We start from the raw sequence: 19,599 nt of genomic DNA on the forward strand, positions 1-19,599 counted from the left end.
TTGTTGCTTGAAGACTTTCGTCTTCATTTTATTCCATTAATTCTTTTCAGAATTAACAGGGCAGTTTCGCTCGTTGTTCAGTTTTCAAAGAACAATTTGTTTCTCTCATCAACCGCATGTCTCAGCGGCGACTTAGATAATATACCATGCATGCCTAATGAATTGCAAGTGTTTTTTATAATTATTTTTTACTTTATATTTTTAACGCCCAAAACCCTTGATATTACTAGCTTTTTTCGTTTTTTAAAAGGCATTCCTTCCATTAAGGACGATCGAATTCGATGATTTATCATGTTTGCCTTCTATCTTTAATTATCCATAATACTAAGCTTGCTTCAATGAAGCAGCAACACTGACATCTCATTACTAATAAAAAAGCCTACCACCTAACCCGATTCAACGAGTACAGATGATAGGCTTACTACCGCTTAAGCGTTATTTGATTACTTCTTTAATATGAAGTTGACGCTCCACTGCCAAGTTCACAATGTTACCGTCGATAGAAACCCAAGGACGCGTTGGATGCGATCGATCCGAAAATACAATCTCCCCAACCCGCTCGTCGCTTAATCGGACAATGGTTCCGTTATGAATGCCCGTCACTTTTTCTACGAACGTGCTTACATACCCCGGATCGAGCTTGCCGAAAGCGTCGCTTTGGATTTGTTCCAAAACTAGATACGGAGATACAGCCTTGCGATAAAATCTGTTCAACGTCATCGCATGAAAAATATCCGCTATGCTGACGATCTTTGCATATGGGTGAATCTTTGTGGAATCAATGCCAAGAGGGTAGCCGGTTCCGTCGACTTTCTCATGATGCTGCAATGCCGCAAGCTTCGCTCCTTCATTAAGAGCTGCAACATTTTTGAGCAGCTGATAACCAAGAACGGTGTGGCGTTTCATTTCTTCTTTCTCGACATCGGTTAGCGGAGTAGGCTTGGACAAAATGCTCTTGTCAATTCGAACATTGCCGATATCCTTCAGCATGCCGGCAAGCGCTACTTGCATCCATTCCTTCTGCGGCAGCCCTACCCACTTCGCAATGAGGAAGGAAGTCAGCGATGAAGTCGTACTATTATGAAGCAAGTAATCCCTCTCTTGAAACAATCTTGGGGAAAACGTCAACACATTGTAGTCGTTAATATGCTGAAGCAGCCTCTCAAGCTGGACGCGGATATCCATAATCGGCATACCCTGACCCGTGACAAAAGAGTTGTAAATATTGCGCAGCACTTCAATCATTTTTTCATATTCGCGTTGCAGCGGAGTAGCCGGGGATTGACCGGACGCCTGAACGACATCATCCGGTTTCTCATCCCCCGCCTTCAATTCACTGAAACTGTTCTCCACCGCTACGTTAGACACAAGAAACGCCTGCAGCACTTCTATATCTTTAGGCGTTACAATTTTGCCCTTTTGCAACAGGACGCTCCCTAGCGGGGTGAGGACATCTTCTCCGATCTTGTCGCCTAGCTTTAATTGCGCAACCATTACAATACCCACGGAAGTCCTCTCCCCTTGTGGCCCGTTATTCATCTGCCTTATAGGCGTTCAAGCGGATTATTCCGAAGCCGAAGGCCCCTCTTCCTCGCTCTCTTCGTCCGATAAGGCCTCACTTTCTTCGCTGCGTGCAACGCGAGTTACCGTAGCGACCGTATCATCCTCACGTGTATGGATGAGCTTAACGCCTTGCGTGTTGCGTCCCATAGAGGAGATTCCCTCCATGCTTGTGCGAATAAGCGTTCCAAGCGCCGTCATAATCATAAGATCCTCATCGTTTTCGACGACCTTCAGCGAAACGATCGGTCCATTCTTATCGGTGACATTCAGCGTCTTAATGCCTTTGCCGCCGCGATTTTGAATCCGGTATTCGCTAATCGGCGTACGTTTGCCATATCCTTTGGACGTAACGATAAGCACATCTTTGTCCAGAACAACAACATCCATATCGATAACCGTATCTTCTTCGTCAAGACCAATGCCTTTGACACCCGTTGCGGAACGACCCATCGAACGGACGTCCTGCTCCGAGAATCGAATGGACATGCCCTGAGCCGTACCCATAATGATCTCCTGGTTGCCGTCTGTCAGCTTAACCCCGATCAAATCGTCATCCTCGCGCAACGAGATCGCAATGAGACCCACTTTACGGATATTCACGTAATCGTCCAGAGGGGTTTTCTTCACGACACCTTGGCGTGTAGCGAAGAATAGATAGTGATCAGAATCGAACGCCTGAACCGGGATAACCGCATTGATCGTTTCGCCTTGTTCGATTTGAATCAAGTTGATGATCGGCGTTCCGCGAGCCGTACGGCTAAGATCCGGAATTTCATAAGCTTTCAGCTTGTACACTTTGCCTTTGTTCGTAAAGAACAGCAGGAAGTGATGCGTATTGGAAACGAAAAGATGCTCGACAAAATCGTGTTCCTTCGTATCCATGCCCACTACGCCTCTGCCGCCGCGCTTCTGGCTGCGGTAAGTCGTTACCGGCAAACGTTTGATGTAGCCGGAATGGGTTACGGAGATGATTACATCTTCGCGAGGAATTAGGTCTTCATCCAAAATTTCCTCGTCGCTCGCCGTAATTTCGGTACGGCGCTCGTCCCCGAATCTTTCCTTGATTTCGTTCAGCTCTGTGCTGATAATGTCCAGAACAAGCTGCTCGTCCGCAAGGATAGCTTTGTATTCCGCGATTTTACGCATAAGCTCCGCGTATTCCGCTTCAATTTTTTCCCGCTCCAAACCGGTCAGACGCTGCAAGCGCATATCTAGAATCGCTTGGGCCTGCTCGTAGCTGAGCGAGAATCTAGAAATTAGCCCCTCACGTGCTTCATCGGCATTTTGCGAGCCGCGGATTAGAGCGATGACCTCATCCAAATGATCAAGCGCAATTCGAAGTCCTTCCAAAATGTGCGCGCGGGCCTCCGCTTTTTTCAAATCGTATTCCGTACGACGACGGATGACTTCAATTTGGTGCTGCAAATAGTGGTATAGCATATCGCGCAAATTCAATGTTTTCGGCTCGCCGTTTACAAGCGCCAGCATATTGATGCCGAAGTTGGATTGAAGCTGCGTATGCTTGTACAAATTGTTCAGCACTACGCTCGGGTTCACGTCGCGGCGAAGCTCGATAACAACCCGCATGCCGTTGCGATCCGATTCGTCGCGTAGATCGGTAATACCTTCAATCTTTTTCTCGCGGACGAGTTCCGCTATTTTCTCTACCAGGCGCGCTTTGATTACTTGATACGGAAGCTCATGCACAATAATGCGCGCTTTGCCGTTATTCTCCTCAATCGTCGCTCTAGCCCGCATCGTCACCGATCCGCGACCCGTCAAATAAGCCTGGCGGATGCCGCTGCGGCCCATAACGAAAGCAGCCGTCGGGAAATCTGGACCTTTAACATATTCCATCAGCTCAAGCGGAGTAAGATCCGGATTGCGGATCAAAGCCTGCGCTCCGTCGATGACTTCAACCAGGTTGTGAGGCGGAATGTTGGTGGCCATGCCTACGGCAATGCCCGTTACACCGTTTACAAGCAAGTTTGGAAAACGCGACGGCAAAACAACGGGCTCCTGCTCTTCCCCGTCATAGTTCGGCACAAAATCGATTGTTTCTTTGTTAATATCGCGAAGAAGCTCCATTGCCATTTTGGACAGACGGGCTTCCGTATAACGCATCGCTGCAGCCATATCTCCGTCAATGGAACCGAAGTTTCCATGTCCGTCTACCAGCATATAACGCATGGAGAAATCCTGCGCCATCCTGACCATCGACTCATAAACCGCGGAGTCGCCGTGCGGATGGTACTTGCCGATAACTTCCCCTACGATTCTCGCCGATTTTTTGTGAGGCTTGTCCGGAGACATGCCCAGCTCAGACATCGCGTACAAAATACGACGATGAACCGGTTTAAGTCCATCTCTTACATCGGGCAAAGCACGGCTTACGATGATGCTCATCGCGTAGTCCATAAAGGAATCCCGCATCTCAACGCCGATATCGCGGTCTGTCACTGACATTCGTTGTTCTTCCGTCATGATTTACCTCCCTGACGACATCTATCTGTAGTCCCATTTACTCTTAGTTATATTACTTTCACAAAAGACGGGCATATAAACCTTCTTCGTAGATTAAGGCCTGCCCAAACCTTTAACAAGGGACTCGAACGACACTGCAAAAAATAGGCTAGTCGCCATTCCCCATCTCTGAAATAGAGTCATAAAGTAAACAGACCCAACTTTTATTATACCATTCATTCCAGAGTCTGTCTTGTATCATCCCTATGGCGCTTAAGAAAATCATTACGAAAGTGAGCTGAACTACAGTTGGGCATTCAACGCGTAAGAAGCAAATGGTCGAAAACAAAAGCCCTTCTAAAATCGCCCGATTTGCGAGCCTACATTCCGCATACAAAAAAATTTAGCAGGGACGCGCTTCGTTCCATGATCGGCGAATACGGCATGGTATACGTTAAGCCAGTAAGCGGTACACACGGAGATGGAGTAATAAGGGTCGAGCATGGCGCACAGGGCTACCACTACCAGGTGCAAAAAAACGGCCGCTCCGCGTCAACGCTCGACGAGCTTTATGAAGGACTAAGCGCATACACCGGGAAAAAGAGCTACCTAATTCAAAAAGGCATCCATTTGCTCAAGCACAAAAGCAGGCGGTTCGATCTGCGTGTCTTAGTGCAAAGGAACCTTAGCCGCAATTGGGAAACGACCGCCATCATCTGCCGGCTGGCCGCGCCAAACAACGTTGTGACCAACTACCATAGCGGCGGATCAATCAAAACGTTCGATAACATGCTCTCGCACCATCTTTCATCCACTGAGCTGAGACCTTACGAAAAACGGCTTCACAAATTGGGGGTCTCTATTGCCCGCCAGCTCTCCGTTTCTTATCCGGGTTTAAAAGAAATCGGTGTCGATATCGCGATTGATACCAAGCTTCATCCCTGGATTTTGGAGGTAAATACAAAACCTCATCCCTATATTTACAAAACGTTGGCGGACAAAAGCATCTACCGGAAAGTACGGAAGTATTCGATCGCTTACGGTGGAATGAAGGCAAGGCGCTAGTCTCGTTGCCTTGCGTTTCAAAATAATAAAGGCAGCCACCCCTTGAGGAATGGCTGCCTTGCTGTTTTTAGATATCGAGATTAGTGACGTATCTCGCGTACTTTTGAATAAACTCGCGGCGCGGCTCCACGTTGTCGCCCATCAGCGTATCGAAGATCGTATCGGCTTCGATCGCATCCTGAATGGATACTTGCAGCATGGAACGGCTCTCTGGGTCCATCGTCGTCTCCCAAAGCTGAGTCGCGTTCATCTCGCCCAAACCTTTGTAACGTTGAACGTTTACTTTGACGCCTTCGCCAAACTCGCCCAAAATGACGTCGCGTTCCTTCTCAGTAAGCGCGTAGCGAACGACTTTGTTGCGCTCGACTTTGAAGAGCGGCGGCTGGGCGATGTAGATAAAGCCAGCTTCGATAATTTCCCGCATGTAGCGGTAGAAGAAGGTAAGCAGCAGCGTCCGAATATGGGCGCCGTCGACGTCGGCATCCGTCATGATGATGATTTTGTGGTAGCGCGCTTTGGCGATATCAAAATCATCGCTGATGCCTGTGCCAAGAGCCGTAATGATGGCTCTAATTTCTGCGTTGCCGAGAATGCGGTCCAGCCGCGCTTTCTCTACGTTCAAAATTTTACCCCGCAGCGGCAAAATAGCTTGGAAATGGCGGTCGCGCCCTTGCTTCGCCGAACCGCCGGCGGAATCGCCTTCGACGATGTACAGCTCGCTGATCGCAGCGTCCTTAGAGGAGCAGTCGGCCAGCTTGCCCGGCAGCGAACCCACTTCCAGCGCGCTCTTGCGGCGAGTCAGCTCGCGAGCTTTGCGAGCAGCTTCGCGAGCGCGGGCCGCTTGAAGGCCCTTCTCCACGATGCGGCGTGAAACGGAAGGGTTTTCTTCCAAAAACTCTTGAAGCTTCTCTGCAAAAAAAGATTCCACAATACCGCGGACTTCGCTGTTGCCGAGCTTCGTTTTCGTTTGGCCTTCGAATTGCGGCTCCGGAATTTTGACGGAAATAATGGCTGTAAGGCCCTCCCGCACATCGTCGCCTGAGAAATTGGAATCATTGTCCTTGATCAGATTCGTCTTTCTCGCATATTCGTTAATAATACGCGTCAGGGCGCTCTTAAAGCCGGACTCATGCGTACCGCCCTCATGCGTATTGATGTTGTTTGCGAATGAATAGATGTTCTCACTGTAGCTGTCGTTGTACTGCAAAGCCACTTCTACATGAATATGGTCTTTCGAGCCTTCCACATAGATCGGAACCTCATGCAGCGCTTCACGATTGCGATTCAAATAAAGGACAAACTCGTTAATGCCGCCCTCGTATATGAACGAGTTGCTTTGGCCTGTCCGCTCGTCTGTCAAAACGATTTCAATCCCTTTGTTCAGGAACGCCAGCTCCCGAATCCGCGATTGAAGAGTTTCGTAATCATATTCGGTCGTGTCGGTAAAAATTTCGGGATCCGGCAAGAAGGTAACTGTTGTGCCAGTGTCCTCCGATTCTCCGACAATTTTGATGTCGTACTGAGGAGTGCCTCTGCGGTATTCCTGCTGATAAAGGTTGCCTTCACGCTTTACTTGAACGATAACATATTCGGACAGCGCATTTACGACGGAAACGCCGACGCCATGCAAACCGCCGGACACTTTGTAGCCTTCGCCGCCAAACTTTCCGCCCGCGTGAAGAACAGTCATAACGACTTCAAGCGTAGACTTTTGCAACTTGGCGTTCAACCCGACTGGAATGCCGCGTCCATTATCTATAACGGTAATACTATTGTTCTCGTGAACGATAACATCGATCTTGGTGCAAAAGCCGGCTAGCGCTTCGTCGATACTATTGTCGACAACTTCCCATACAAGATGATGGAGGCCCTTGCTGCTTGTGGAGCCGATATACATTCCGGGGCGCTTGCGTACCGCCTCTAATCCTTCCAGAACCTGTATCTGACTCTCGTCATACGTATGCTGTTCCAAAGACATGCAAGTTCACTGCTCCTCTCAACTGCTGTTCCTATTCGTTATCCATTCGCCGCGAAATGATGGGCTCTTTTCTTAAGCGTCGAGGATGATATGGGCGAATAATAGATTTTTTTCTTTGTGACGACGATAGATTTCGGCTCTTCCTCGCCGATTGTTTCTACGTCTTTCCGCTTGCGCGCGCCTGCAACGAATTGCTTCGACAGCTTGGAGGACTGCTCAATGGAAATATCAAATATGGCGACCAGCTCGACAGCCCGGATAATCTTCTCCCCGCCTAAATGGATATACATGTCCGCCTCACTTCTCCAATCCGCGCGTATTTAGCTTGTCACTGTGCCTTCCCGCACATAATAGATACCGGCATCATGGAGTTTGCTCATGTTGACGCTCTCCAGGCCGGTCGTCGTAATAAAAGTCTGCACTTTGCTTTGAAAGGTTTCTATCAGCTGAGTCTGCCGGTTCTGATCAAGTTCCGACAGCACGTCATCCAAAAGAAGCAGGGGGTATTCGCCGATTTCCTCGTTAATGAGTTCAATCTCCGCGAGTTTCAGCGATAGGGCCGTCGTGCGCTGCTGCCCTTGCGAACCGAACACCTGGGCTTCCTTATCGTTGATAAAGAAGGCCAAATCGTCGCGATGCGGGCCGGCGAGCGTAACCCCTCTCCGAATCTCCTGATCTTTCACCTGTGTTAACTTTATCATAAATTGATCAAATAAAACAGATTCATCTTGCAGCGCGTTGGTGCCGAAGGAAGGCCGATAATGAATAGTCAGCTTCTCCGTACCGTTCGTAATGCCGGCATGAATCTGTTCTGCGAACGCCTGAAGTTTATGAATAAAGTGTTGCCTTTTTTTCATGATTTTAACACCGAACTCCGCAAGCTGCATATTCCATACGTCCAGCATCGCGTTGTTGACGTTACCCGGGCTCGCCGTTTTCAAGTAATTGTTCCGCTGTTGAAGCACTTTTCCGTACTGCTGGAGCGTATACAAATAACCGGGCTGCACTTGTCCGATTTCCATGTCGAGAAATCTTCTCCGTACGCCCGGCGCGCCTTTTACAATTTCCAAATCTTCGGGAGCGAACATTACGACATTGACCGAACCGATAAAATCGCTTAGCTTGCGCTGCTCGAGCCCGTTAATTTTAGCTTTTTTTCCTTGTGTCGAAAAAGCGAGATCCAGCGATATCGTACCGTAGCGCTTGATGACCTCGCCCGATATTCGGGCCGAGTCTCCCTGCCAGCCGATCAGTTCTTTATCCTTCGACGTCCGATGCGACTTGGACAGCGCAAGCGCAAAGATCGCTTCCAGCAAATTCGTCTTCCCTTGAGCGTTCGGCCCAAGGAAGACGTTTACTTGGTTTGGCGTAGACAGCTTAAGTCCGCCGTAGTTGCGGTAGTTGTGCAATTCGATGCCTTTTAGAAACACGATTCAAGCCTCCCGACTTCTACGAAACGTCACCCGCTGCAGCGACGATAAATTCACCGCAGCCTTCCACTTTGACTTTATCCCCAGCATAAAGCTTGCGACCTCGACGGTTGTCCGGCTCTCCATTGATGTGGACAACTGCCTCTTGCAGAAAAAATTTCGCTTGTCCACCTGTGGATATACAGTCCGACAGCTTTAGAAACTGTCCTAACGCGATATATTCTGTGTTGATCGTTATCTTTTTCATTGCGTACAGCTCCTTTATCAGCGCTTCTTTGGACGAATTAGCCCGTTGTGCGGTAAGGCAAAATGACGTATAGGCTGTAATTATGATCCATTGGACGAATAATGATCGGCCTCATCGCGCCAGTAAATCCGATAAAAATTTGCTCGCTGTCAATGACCTTGAGTACGTCCAGCATAAATTTGGAGTTGAAAGCGATCCGCAGCGGCTCGCCTTTCATCGATTTGGCATCGAGCTGCTCCGTTACCCGTCCAAGCTCTGTGGAGCTGGAGGAAATCTCAATCATGCCATCTTCTTGAGTCGCGAGACGAACGATATTTGTTTTTTCTTCACGGGACATCAAATAAGCCCGGTCGATGGCGTCCATTAAATTGCGAGTGTCCAGTACCAGCTCGGTTTCGAACACTTGCGGAATGATTTTGGATGTATCGGGATAGGTGCCGTCCAAAATACGCGTGTAGAACAAAATGTTATCCATTTTGAACAAAACCTGATTGTCGGCCACAACGATATCCACAAGCGTGTTTTGGTCGGGAATAAGGCGCGACAGCTCGTTCAGCGTTTTGGCTGAAATGACAATATTGCCGAAATGATACGAATTTTGCGTGTCTACTTTTGTCGTGCGGCTTGCCAGGCGATGGCGGTCGGTTGCGACAAATTTCAGCTGGCCTTCGTTCAAATTCCACAAAACGCCAGTCAAAATAGGCGTTTGCTCGCTAGTCGATGCAGCAAGAACCGTTTGTCTGATCATCGTTTTGATCAAATCGCCAGGAACCTGCAAAATTTCGTTTTGCTCAATGGACGGAAGAATCGGGAACTCTTCAGGGTCAAGGCCGACCATTTGAATTTCTGTCGAACCCGAACGAATAAGAGTCTGAAAGTTGGAGCCGACATCTATAACAACTTGATCGGATGGCAGCTTTTTCACAATCTCGACAAAAAACTTAGCTGGAAGCACAACGCTGCCCGGTTTGTCGACTTGCGCAATAATCGTATCTCCTTGTTCTACCTGGATGAAGCTTTGAATAGATATATCAGTATCGCTTGCGGTAAGGGTAACGAACTGATGGTTAACATCAATTTTGATACCGCCAAGAATAGGAATGGCTGGACGGGAAGATGCTGCTTTTGCCACTTGTTGGATCGCGTCGTTCAGTTCATTTTTGGAAATCGTTAATTTCATCTCTTCACCCGTTTCTGCGTTATTTTTGATGATATTTTTTTAAAGATTTTTAGTAGTAGTAGTAGTAGGGGCCCTGAATATGTGGATAACCCCGAAAAACAGGGATAAAGCAAGCCTATCCACATGTGCATAGCGTGTGCATAGGCTTGCTTGATTGTTCACATATGATTTTTGATTTTTTCAGTCAGGTTTTGGATGATTTTGAACAGCTCCTGATCAACCTTTAGCTGACCTGTAATTTTTTCATGGGCGTGAATGACAGTCGTATGGTCCCGGCCTCCAAAAGCTTCGCCAATCTTAGGCAAGGAATAGTCGGTCAGCTCCCTGGACAAGTACATGGCGATTTGTCTCGGGTAAGCAACGGCTTTGGTCCGTTTCCGCGCCTTAAATTCTTCCATGCGCAGCCCGTAAAATTCGCCAACCTTCGCCTGAATATCCGCAATTGTAATCATTCTGGGGCGTCCGGACGGAATAATATCCTTCAGCGCTTCCGCAGCCAAATGCGACGTGATGTCCGCATTGATCAGCGAGGAGTAGGCGACAACCCGGATAAGGGCGCCTTCCAGCTCACGGATGTTCGTATTAATTTGATTCGCGATATAATTCATCGCTTCGTTCGGAATATCGAGGTTTTCCGCTTTTGCCTTCTTGCGAAGAATGGCGATGCGGGTTTCGAGATCCGGCGGCTGAATGTCGGTAATCAGTCCCCATTCGAAGCGCGATCTGAGCCGGTCTTCCAAGGTTGGAATTTCCTTCGGCGGCCTGTCGCTGGAGATAACGATATGTTTTCTTTCCTCGTGGAGAGCATTAAACGTGTGGAAAAACTCTTCCTGCGTCTGCTCCTTGCCAGCCAAAAATTGAATATCGTCAATCAGCAGCACGTCAATGTTGCGGTATTTCGTCCGGAAGCTTTCGCCCTGATTGTCGCGAATAGCGTTAATAAATTCGTTCGTAAATTTTTCGGACGAAATGTAAAGGACGCGGGTATTCGGATTATGATCCATAATATAATGCCCAATTGCGTGCATTAAGTGAGTTTTACCTAGTCCTACGCCGCCGTACAGGAACAGAGGATTGTATACTTTTGCCGGCGCTTCGGCTACAGCGAGCGATGCCGCATGCGCGAACCGGTTATTGGCGCCAACGACGAAAGTGTCGAACGTATATTTGGGATTGAGCATATGCGAATGCGTTTCTTCTACGATAACAGGCGACTTGGCCGGCTTCGGCTGCTGCGCGAAGCTTAGTTCGGCCGCTTTCGGCTCCCCGATCGTAAATTTTACATCCACTTGTCTGCCTAAAAATTCATATAAGGTCGAACGGATGAGCTTGGTGTAGCGACCTTCCAGCCATTCTGCGGCAAAAGTTGTTGGCGCGGCTATTTCAAGTACAGAATCATCGACAAAAGAAGCTTTCGTTTCCTTGAACCAAGTATCGTAGCTTGGTTTGCTTAGCTTCGTCTGGATAATTGACAATACTTGTTGCCATAAATCGTAGGTATGGCTGTCCACAGACTGTCACTCCTTATCTTCAATCGCCCCGAAGGCGCGGTTACGCGGAAAAAATGTCGAAATGCTATCTCTATTCACGAAAACATCCACATTATGACGGATTAGCGAAGTATGAGTTATAAATAGGGGATAAGGTTGTTCACAATGTTATCCACAGCCTGTTAATAAAATGGCATATGGAAAGTACCCGTCCACAACGAAAACATATCCATCATAGCAAATGACGCCTTATATTTCAACGAATTTGAGGATATTATCCACATCGTCAAGAAGTTGTGTATAAAAGTTATCTACAACACTAGATATTGTTTATATCTTGTGAAGACTTCGACAAAGTTCGGAATTTGCCTCAAATTTTTATCCACATGTTATTAATTTTCGGCAAGTTTATCCTCAAAGCGAGATTGGTGGAGGTTATCCACAAACGATTAAAGCGAGAACATTTGCCAGCTCGTTTCGGTGGGGGTCGAACATTGACTTTTGGGTTCCAGCGTGGTTTAATAGAAAAAGCGATTTTTGCGAAGGGCGGCCTATGCCGTTTTTTCCGATTCAGGTTCACATGTATATAGGAGGTGCAGCATAATGAGACCTACATTTAAACCAAATGTAAGCAAACGTGCGAAAGTTCACGGATTCCGTAAACGCATGAGCTCGAAGAACGGTCGTAAAGTTTTGGCGGCTCGTCGCCAAAAGGGAAGAAAAGTACTGAGCGCGTAAGCTGAAGACCACGTCCGGTGGTCTTTTTTTTTGCTCAGATTTAGATAGCAGGCAAGTTGGCGATACTATAGAGAAGATGAAGAGGACGGTGGAAAGTAGTCGTGCGTAGAGCATTGCGTCTTCGGAACCGAGAGGATTTCGGCCGGATCTACAGGGGCGGGAAATCTTTTGCCAATGGGCAGTTCGTGGTGTATTGGTCGAAGCAAAAGGTCGCAGACCCGTTTCGCCTGGGCGTATCCGCCAGCAAAAAAATCGGCAACGCCGTTATGCGGAACCGCATGCGCAGAATGGTGAAGGAAATTGTCCGCGGCTTGGAGAAGCGAGTGCTCCCAAACACGGACTTCATCTTAATTGTAAGAAAACCCGCAACGACGATGTCTTATAAGGAAATGGAAAAGAGCGTCATGCATGTTTTGAAAAAAGCGGGGCTGCTTAAATAAGTCTTTCCTTGAGGGCGCTTTCTTGCTTTAGGAGGCTCCTTTTTCCATAGCTTGCAAGCGACTTCTTCGAATGCGGGAAACAACCTGCCGAGCTTGTTTCTTTGTGTTATAAATTATGGTATAGTCTATCTTGGAATAGAACTATGCAGAAGCTCTCAGAGAGGAGATTTAATGTTGTTTCGGAATTCAAAACGAAAATGGCTTCTAGTCCTCGGCCTTGTTATGCTGATGGGCGTTTTGGCGGGCTGTGCGCCGGCCGACCATACGATGGACACTCCCGACCTTTTGAAGGGGAATTTCTGGGAGAGAAACGTTGTTTATTACTTCGCAATCACACTTGACGCGTTCGCGAGCTGGACAGGCGGTTCTTATGTTCTGGCCATTCTTTTGCTCACGATTGTCGTAAGGACTTTGATCTTGCCGCTTACGCTGAAGCAATACCGCAGCTCAAAGGCGATGCAGGCTCTACAGCCGCAAATGCAAGAAATCAAAAAGAAATATAAAGACAATCCGCAAAAGCAGCAAGAAGAAACGATGAAGCTGTTCCAAACCCATCAGGTTAACCCGATGGCGGGCTGCTTGCCGCTTCTTGTGCAGATGCCGGTATTTATCGCGCTTTACAACGCGATCTATTGGAATCAGGATATCCGTACGGAACAAATCTTTGGTTTTTCGCTTGGCGAGCCGAGTCCGTGGTATTTCTTGCCTGTTTTGGCGGCTGCCACTACTTTTATCCAGTCCAAAATGATGCAAAAGCAACAAACACAGGCAATGCCAGGCATGTCGATCATTTTGACGATTTTCCCGGTATTGATTTTCGTGATGTCGATGTCGTTCCCGGCAGCTCTTCCGCTGTACTGGGTATTCAGCAACATTTACACGATTATTCAAAACTACTTCCTGTACGTACGTTCATCAGACAAGGGTAAGAAGGAGGTCCTTGCGAAATGAAGAAAATCGTTGCATCGGGCAAGACGATAGACGATGCTGTGCGTAATGGATTAACACAATGGAAGGTTACGGAAGACCGCGTCAAAATTGTTGTGCTGGAGCAGCCGTCCAAAGGGCTGTTCGGGCTGATCGGCGTCAAAGAGGCTAAGGTTGAGCTGGAGCTTATACCGGACGCTCTTGAAGAGGCCGAGCAGTTTCTTCTTGAAGTGGCAGGGACAATGGGATTGCAAGTGAGCGTTGAGCGCAAATCGACAAAGGACGGCGTATTGCTGTCCGTTTCGGGCGGGGGAGACCTCGGCATGTTGATTGGCCGCCGCGGCGGCACGCTGGACGCTTTGCAGTACTTGGTTAATATTGTGGCTAATCGTTATTCAGACAGTCATCTTCGAATCGTTCTCGATGCAGAAGATTTTCGCGAGCGTCGCCGCAAGACGTTGGAGGAGCTCTCCGACCGTCTGGCGGGACGAGTCATCCGCACAAGAAAAGAAGTGGTTCTTGAGCCGATGACACCGCATGAGCGCAAGGTCATTCATTCGCAGCTGCAAAATCACCCAAAAGTGAAAACATTCAGTAAAGGCGACGAGCCTAACCGGCGCGTCGTCATAGCGCTGAGGCAGTAACGATCGTTTAGAACTCCTTCCATACCGTTATATTATGTAATGACAGCAATGGCTTCTCCAAGGTCATTGCTGTTTTTCCATTTGAAGATAGGATTTGTTTCATTACAACTTATGTTTGGCCTAGAGTAGAGAGGTGCTGATTGATCATGGTGCATGATACGATTGCTGCCATTTCGACCGCAGTCGGCGAAGGCGGCATAGCCATCATTCGCATAAGCGGTCCGCAGGCGATTAGCGGAACGGATGCCATTTTCCAAACGAAAACAAGCCTGAAAGACGCCGACACGCATACGGTGCATTATGGGCATATAATAAATCGTTCCACAGGCGAAAAGGTGGAAGAGGTACTGGTCACGTTAATGAGAGGTCCGCGTTCCTTTACAGCGGAGGATGTTGTGGAAATCAACGCGCATGGCGGCGTCATCGCGGTCAAAAATGTGCTCGATATGATTTTGCAGCAAGAAGGAATCCGGATCGCAGAACCGGGCGAATTTACGAAGAGGGCTTTTCTGAACGGACGAATCGATTTAATGCAGGCGGAAGCGGTCATCGACTTGATCCGGTCAAAGTCGGACCGAGCTTTTTCTGTGGCGAGGAAACAGGCGGAAGGTGTTTTGTCCAAACGGATCAAAGCTCTGAGACAAACGGTCATTGAGCTGCTTGCGCATATCGAAGTCAATATCGATTACCCCGAGCATGACGTGGAGGAAATGACGAGCGCTTATATTCGGGAGCAGTGCCAGTCGGCTATCGGAGAGCTGGATAAGCTGCTGAAGACGGCCAATGAGGGCAAAATTTTGCGGGAAGGCATAATGACGGCGATTGTGGGTCGACCGAATGTCGGCAAATCGTCGCTTATGAATGTGCTGACCCAAGAGAATAAGGCAATCGTGACTGATATTCCGGGAACGACACGGGATGTCATTGAACAGTTTGTAACGCTGAATGGGATTCCGCTGCGCTTGCTTGATACAGCGGGCATTCGTGAAACGAGCGATGTGGTGGAGCGGATCGGTGTGGAGCGGTCGCGGGATGCGCTTCAGGAAGCCGATTTGATTCTTTTTGTACTGAACCATAACGAGGCGCTTGGCGCTGACGATCGCGAACTGTTGGAGCAGCTGCGCAACCGATCCGTGATCGTCATCGTGAACAAAATGGATTTGCCAGGACATTTGGAGATGGATGAAGTGCAGCGCTACGTTCCTGCTGAAGCTATCGTTCGAATGTCTGTTTTGCAGGAGAGCGGGCTGGACTCTTTGGAGAAAACGATTAGCGATATGTTTTTTGAAGGCCAGCTGGAGGCTAATGATCTTACGTATGTCAGCAATGTTCGACATATTTCGCTATTGAAACGAGCGAAGCAATCGCTGTCGGACGCCATTGACGCTACGTATTCGGGAATACCGATAGATGTGATTCAGATTGATGCAAGGCTCGCTTGGGAAGCGCTTGGGGAAATACTCGGCGACGAAGCGGGAGATTCGCTGATTGATCAAATTTTTTCACAGTTCTGTCTTGGAAAGTAGGGGTTACACGATGAGATATTTGGCAGGAGAATATGATGTTATTGTCATTGGCGCCGGTCATGCGGGCTGTGAGTCTGCGCTGGCATCGGCTAGAATGGGCTGCAATACGCTGCTGCTCACGATCAATTTGGATATGGTCGCGTTTATGCCGTGCAATCCGTCTATTGGCGGACCGGCAAAGGGCCATGTCGTGCGGGAAATCGATGCTCTAGGCGGGGAGATGGGCCGCAATATCGACAAAACGTTCATCCAAATGCGGATGCTGAACACGGGCAAAGGCCCAGCCGTTCACGCGCTTCGCGCGCAGGCGGACAAGTTCGAATACCAGCATTTGATGAAAAAAACAATCGAAGAAACGGACAATTTGACTCTTCGTCAAGGCATGGCGGAGGAGCTTATTGTCGAAGACGGCAAATGCGTAGGCATTGTGACCAAAACGGGTGCGGAATACAGGGCGAAAGCCGTTGTTATTACAACGGGAACCTATTTGCGCGGCAAAATTATTATGGGCGAGCTGATGTATGAGAGCGGACCGAATAATCAGCAGCCGTCCGTTCGATTATCGGCAAGCCTGAAGGAGCACGGCCTTGAGCTGATCCGCTTTAAAACGGGCACGCCGCCGCGCGTTCATAAGGATACAATCGACTTTTCCAAAACGGAAATTCAACCTGGCGACGATCAGCCTAAATTTTTCTCCCATGAGACGGAGTCGTCGAATAATGAGCAAATTCCGTGCTGGCTGACCTATACGTCGGAGCAGACACATCAAATTATTAACGACAACCTGCACCGGGCGCCCATGTTTTCAGGTGCTATTGAAGGAACGGGTCCTCGTTATTGCCCTTCTATTGAAGACAAAATTGTTCGTTTCGCCGATAAGCCGAAACATCAGATTTTTTTGGAGCCGGAAGGAAAAAATACTTCTGAATATTACGTTCAAGGGTTATCCACAAGCATGCCAGAGGATGTACAACTGAGCATTTTACGCTCAATCCCAGGATTGGAAAAAGTTGAGATGATGCGCAACGGTTACGCGATTGAATATGATGCGGTTATCCCCACCCAGCTCTGGCCTTCGCTAGAGACAAAAGTGGTGGACGGCTTATTCACAGCTGGACAAATCAACGGAACGTCTGGTTATGAGGAAGCGGCAGGCCAAGGCGTTATTGCGGGCATTAACGCTGCGCGCAAAGTGCAGGGGAAAGAACCGGTCGTTATCGGCCGTTCGCAAGGATATATCGGCGTTATGATCGATGATCTGGTGACAAAAGGGACTAACGATCCTTACCGTTTGTTGACGTCGCGTGCGGAATACCGTTTGTTGCTGCGTCACGACAATGCGGATTTACGGCTTACTCCGCTTGGATATGAAATTGGACTTATTACGGAAGAGAGATACGGCAAATTCCTTCGCAAAAAAGAGCTTGTCGAGATGGAAATTACCCGTTTGAGCGAAACGAGAATCAAACCGAGTGATGTTGAGGAAATGCTGGCATCGGCAGGTTCGGCTCCACTTGCGCAAGGCGGAGATATTTTGGCACTGCTTCGCCGTCCTGAAATCACATACGCCCATTTGGCTTCCGTATCTCCTTCGCCTTACGAACTGACGGAGGAAATGAAGGAGCAGGTTGAAATTGGGATTAAGTATGCTGGATATATCGAAAAGCAGCTTCTTCAAGTTGAACGGCTGAACAAAATGGAGAAAAAACGGATTCCGGACACTATTGTTTATGATGAAGTGAATAGCTTGTCTTCTGAAGCTAAGCAAAAGCTGAACCAAATTCGTCCATTGTCGATCGGGCAAGCTTCGCGTATCGCAGGTGTAACACCGGCCGATATTTCCATTCTTCTTGTTTATCTTGAACATTACAACCGCGTAACGGCGGCTAAAGGATCTTAAAACTATGGACACAACTATACAATGGTTTGCAGATGAAATGAGGGAGAGAGGAATTCCTCTCTCTTCTTTGCAGTTGGAGCAATTCGAAACGTATTTCAATATGCTGGTTGACTGGAATGAACGAATGAATCTTACAGGGATAACGGAGAGGGATGCTGTTTACGAAAAGCATTTTTTTGATTCCGTATCGCTGGCGTTTTATACCGATTTGACGAAAGTGGAAAAACTTGCGGATATCGGTTCCGGCGCGGGCTTCCCGAGCATTCCTTTAAAAATTTGTTTCCCCCATTTGAAAGTGCTGATTGTCGATAGCTTGAACAAACGAATCGGCTTCTTAACAGCGCTAACCGAACAACTCGGCCTTCAAGACGTTCAATGCGTACACGGGAGAGCGGAGGACATAGCCCGATTGGAGCAGCATCGTGACCGTTACGATTTGGTTACGGCCAGAGCGGTAGCGAGGTTAAGCGTGTTGAACGAGTTTTGCTTGCCTTTTGTGAAAAAGGGGGGGCAATTCGCCGCTATGAAAGGCGCTCGATCGGATGAAGAAGTGAAGGAAGCGGCATTTAGCTTGAGAGAACTAAGGGGCCGAATCAAAGCCGAGCACTCTTTTCAGCTTCCAAATGAAAAGTCGGAAAGGCATATTGTTTTGGTGGACAAAATGGATGCTACGCCGCGCAAATATCCTAGAAAAGCAGGAACTCCTTTAAAACAACCGCTGGTATAAAAGAATGTTTCACGTGAAACATTCTTTTCCTGCTTTTTTTATTGTTAAGAAATTAGATATTTGCTTCAGTCTGTATTACAATAGAGTAGAATCTATGTTTACTAGATTTCCAGCTCGAAATGTCGTTAAATTGGGCTAGATTGACCGGTCGTATTATGTGAGACAGTCCAAGGCGAAAAAGAGGCATCCTATTAGGAGTGACTGTTTTTGTCTAGACATTTGTTGTTGCACAAAATAGCCACAAATTAATACGTGTTTTTGTGGTTGATTTTGGCTGTCAAGCAGGAGTTCAATCGAAGATAGTCGAATTTATTTGGAATAACGGAATTCCTCTCAGCACCTGAGCGGGTTATTATTCTTATCACATGATCGGGTGGTAGTCATCGATATGAAAGAACAACTTTCTCGCTTGTTCGGCTTTGCGGACCAACGTGTGACGGGGCAAGAAGAAGTACGTCAAATCCCCATTGGAGACATCGATACAAGTCCGTTCCAGCCACGTACCGTCTTTGATGATGAACGTATCGAAGAATTATGCCAAACGATTAAGACACATGGCGTTATTCAGCCTATAGTTGTCCGCGTTCGGAATAACCGATATGAAATCATTGCAGGAGAACGCCGTTGGAGAGCGGTTACAAAGCTGGGCTATGAAACGATACCGGCTATTGTTCGCGAATTCAACGATTCCCAGACCGCTTCGATTGCTTTAATTGAAAATTTGCAGCGTGAAGGATTAACTGCGGTTGAAGAGGCGGTTGCCTATCAAAAGCTGATTGAGCTCCATCAATTGACGCAAGAGAGCTTGGCACAGCGACTCGGCAAAAGCCAGTCTACCATTGCCAATAAGCTTCGTCTGCTCCTTTTGCCGGAGACGGTTAAAACGACTTTAATGGATCGCAAGATTACAGAGCGTCATGCGAGAGCGCTATTGTCTCTGGATTCAGAGGAATGGCAGCTCAAAGTGTTGGACGAAATTATAACCAAAGACTTGAATGTGAAGCAGACGGAAGTTCGGGTCGCATTTTTGAAGGAGTCTACAAAGCTTAAAAAGTCCAAGCGGATCTCCTTTACAAAAGATGTTCGATTAGCTTTGAACACGATTAGACAATCGATCGAGATGGTTTCCGGGTCTGGTCTGCAAATCAAAACAAACGAAAAGGATCATGAGGATCATTATGAAATCGTGATCAAAATACCTAAACGTTAACATTTATAACTCTATATCATCCCTTTATTTTCCTCTAAAGCCGCCTTCTCTGAAGGCGGCGATGCCATTTG

17 protein-coding genes are annotated in these 19,599 nt (G+C 47.8%); 9 read left to right on the forward strand and 8 right to left on the reverse strand.

Going from position 1 to position 19,599, the window contains the following annotated elements; genetic code table 11:
* Positions 1-435 precede the first annotated feature (435 nt).
* Together ACFQZE_RS19495 and gyrA are read right to left on the reverse strand one after the other, a co-directional pair.
* Positions 436-1,506, reverse strand: coding sequence for an HD-GYP domain-containing protein (locus ACFQZE_RS19495; protein WP_379360139.1), 1,071 nt, complete (start codon positions 1,504-1,506; stop codon positions 436-438).
* A gap of 57 nt (positions 1,507-1,563) precedes the next feature.
* A complete protein-coding gene (gene gyrA, locus ACFQZE_RS19500; RefSeq protein ID WP_379360141.1) occupies positions 1,564-4,047 on the reverse strand; it encodes a DNA gyrase subunit A in 2,484 nt (827 codons plus the stop codon).
* 288 nt (positions 4,048-4,335) lie between these two features.
* Here gyrA and ACFQZE_RS19505 point away from each other — a divergent pair, with 288 nt between their 5' ends.
* A complete protein-coding gene (locus ACFQZE_RS19505; protein ID WP_379360143.1) occupies positions 4,336-5,091 on the forward strand; it encodes a YheC/YheD family protein in 756 nt (251 codons plus the stop codon).
* A gap of 67 nt (positions 5,092-5,158) precedes the next feature.
* Here ACFQZE_RS19505 and gyrB read toward each other — a convergent pair whose 3' ends face one another.
* The 6 genes from gyrB to dnaA form a co-directional block, all read right to left on the reverse strand.
* The gene (gene gyrB / locus ACFQZE_RS19510; protein ID WP_379360145.1) at positions 5,159-7,069 is read right to left on the reverse strand and encodes a DNA topoisomerase (ATP-hydrolyzing) subunit B; all 1,911 of its coding nucleotides are present in this window, start codon (positions 7,067-7,069) and stop codon (positions 5,159-5,161) included.
* 38 nt (positions 7,070-7,107) lie between these two features.
* Positions 7,108-7,359 (reverse strand): extracellular matrix regulator RemB, encoded by a 252-nt coding sequence (remB, locus tag ACFQZE_RS19515; protein ID WP_379360147.1) that lies wholly within the window; start codon positions 7,357-7,359, stop codon positions 7,108-7,110.
* Between the two features lie 30 nt (positions 7,360-7,389).
* Positions 7,390-8,499 (reverse strand): DNA replication/repair protein RecF, encoded by a 1,110-nt coding sequence (gene recF, locus ACFQZE_RS19520; RefSeq protein WP_379360149.1) that lies wholly within the window; start codon positions 8,497-8,499, stop codon positions 7,390-7,392.
* A gap of 19 nt (positions 8,500-8,518) precedes the next feature.
* On the reverse strand, positions 8,519-8,746 hold the full coding sequence (gene yaaA / locus ACFQZE_RS19525) for a S4 domain-containing protein YaaA (protein ID WP_379360151.1): 228 nt from the start codon (positions 8,744-8,746) through the stop codon (positions 8,519-8,521).
* A gap of 37 nt (positions 8,747-8,783) precedes the next feature.
* Positions 8,784-9,926: a DNA polymerase III subunit beta gene (gene dnaN, locus ACFQZE_RS19530; RefSeq protein WP_379360153.1), complete on the reverse strand. Its 1,143-nt coding sequence runs from the start codon at positions 9,924-9,926 to the stop codon at positions 8,784-8,786.
* Between the two features lie 158 nt (positions 9,927-10,084).
* Positions 10,085-11,437, reverse strand: a complete 1,353-nt coding sequence (gene dnaA, locus ACFQZE_RS19535) for a chromosomal replication initiator protein DnaA (RefSeq protein WP_379360155.1) — start codon at positions 11,435-11,437, stop codon at positions 10,085-10,087.
* Between the two features lie 582 nt (positions 11,438-12,019).
* On the opposite strand from dnaA, the gene rpmH reads away from it, so the two are divergent.
* From rpmH to noc, 8 genes are all read left to right on the forward strand, one after another.
* The gene (gene rpmH, locus ACFQZE_RS19540; protein WP_068681599.1) at positions 12,020-12,154 is read left to right on the forward strand and encodes a 50S ribosomal protein L34; all 135 of its coding nucleotides are present in this window, start codon (positions 12,020-12,022) and stop codon (positions 12,152-12,154) included.
* Between the two features lie 101 nt (positions 12,155-12,255).
* Positions 12,256-12,594: a ribonuclease P protein component gene (gene rnpA / locus ACFQZE_RS19545; protein WP_379360157.1), complete on the forward strand. Its 339-nt coding sequence runs from the start codon at positions 12,256-12,258 to the stop codon at positions 12,592-12,594.
* A gap of 171 nt (positions 12,595-12,765) precedes the next feature.
* Entirely contained in the window at positions 12,766-13,545 is a 780-nt protein-coding gene (locus ACFQZE_RS19550; RefSeq protein WP_379360159.1) for a YidC/Oxa1 family membrane protein insertase, read from the forward strand.
* Positions 13,542-14,165: an RNA-binding cell elongation regulator Jag/EloR gene (gene jag, locus ACFQZE_RS19555; protein ID WP_379360161.1), complete on the forward strand. Its 624-nt coding sequence runs from the start codon at positions 13,542-13,544 to the stop codon at positions 14,163-14,165. The genes ACFQZE_RS19550 and jag overlap by 4 nt, the downstream gene beginning before the upstream one ends.
* Before the next feature lie 146 nt (positions 14,166-14,311).
* A complete protein-coding gene (gene mnmE, locus ACFQZE_RS19560; protein ID WP_379360757.1) occupies positions 14,312-15,691 on the forward strand; it encodes a tRNA uridine-5-carboxymethylaminomethyl(34) synthesis GTPase MnmE in 1,380 nt (459 codons plus the stop codon).
* A gap of 10 nt (positions 15,692-15,701) precedes the next feature.
* On the forward strand, positions 15,702-17,591 hold the full coding sequence (mnmG, locus tag ACFQZE_RS19565; protein ID WP_379360163.1) for a tRNA uridine-5-carboxymethylaminomethyl(34) synthesis enzyme MnmG: 1,890 nt from the start codon (positions 15,702-15,704) through the stop codon (positions 17,589-17,591).
* Between the two features lie 4 nt (positions 17,592-17,595).
* Positions 17,596-18,318, forward strand: coding sequence for a 16S rRNA (guanine(527)-N(7))-methyltransferase RsmG (rsmG, locus tag ACFQZE_RS19570; RefSeq protein ID WP_379360165.1), 723 nt, complete (start codon positions 17,596-17,598; stop codon positions 18,316-18,318).
* A gap of 388 nt (positions 18,319-18,706) precedes the next feature.
* Positions 18,707-19,528 carry a nucleoid occlusion protein gene (gene noc, locus ACFQZE_RS19575; protein ID WP_379360167.1) on the forward strand — a complete coding sequence of 274 codons (822 nt, stop codon included), beginning with the start codon at positions 18,707-18,709 and terminating at the stop codon, positions 19,526-19,528.
* Positions 19,529-19,599 lie beyond the last annotated feature (71 nt).

It is taken from the genome of Paenibacillus sp. GCM10027627, from assembly GCF_042675505.1.
GTDB lineage: Bacteria > Bacillota > Bacilli > Paenibacillales > Paenibacillaceae > Pristimantibacillus.

Coding starts and splice junctions, on each gene's coding strand:
- gyrA (WP_379360141.1), bottom strand. CDS start 4,047: ATGACGGAAGAACAACGAATGTCAGTGACAGACCGCGATATCGGCGTT.
- gyrB (WP_379360145.1), bottom strand. CDS start 7,069: ATGTCTTTGGAACAGCATACGTATGACGAGAGTCAGATACAGGTTCTG.
- remB (WP_379360147.1), bottom strand. CDS start 7,359: ATGTATATCCATTTAGGCGGGGAGAAGATTATCCGGGCTGTCGAGCTG.
- yaaA (WP_379360151.1), bottom strand. CDS start 8,746: ATGAAAAAGATAACGATCAACACAGAATATATCGCGTTAGGACAGTTT.
- dnaN (WP_379360153.1), bottom strand. CDS start 9,926: ATGAAATTAACGATTTCCAAAAATGAACTGAACGACGCGATCCAACAA.
- rpmH (WP_068681599.1), top strand. CDS start 12,020: ATGAGACCTACATTTAAACCAAATGTAAGCAAACGTGCGAAAGTTCAC.
- ACFQZE_RS19550 (WP_379360159.1), top strand. CDS start 12,766: ATGTTGTTTCGGAATTCAAAACGAAAATGGCTTCTAGTCCTCGGCCTT.
- jag (WP_379360161.1), top strand. CDS start 13,542: ATGAAGAAAATCGTTGCATCGGGCAAGACGATAGACGATGCTGTGCGT.
- mnmE (WP_379360757.1), top strand. CDS start 14,312: ATGGTGCATGATACGATTGCTGCCATTTCGACCGCAGTCGGCGAAGGC.
- mnmG (WP_379360163.1), top strand. CDS start 15,702: ATGAGATATTTGGCAGGAGAATATGATGTTATTGTCATTGGCGCCGGT.
- rsmG (WP_379360165.1), top strand. CDS start 17,596: ATGGACACAACTATACAATGGTTTGCAGATGAAATGAGGGAGAGAGGA.
- noc (WP_379360167.1), top strand. CDS start 18,707: ATGAAAGAACAACTTTCTCGCTTGTTCGGCTTTGCGGACCAACGTGTG.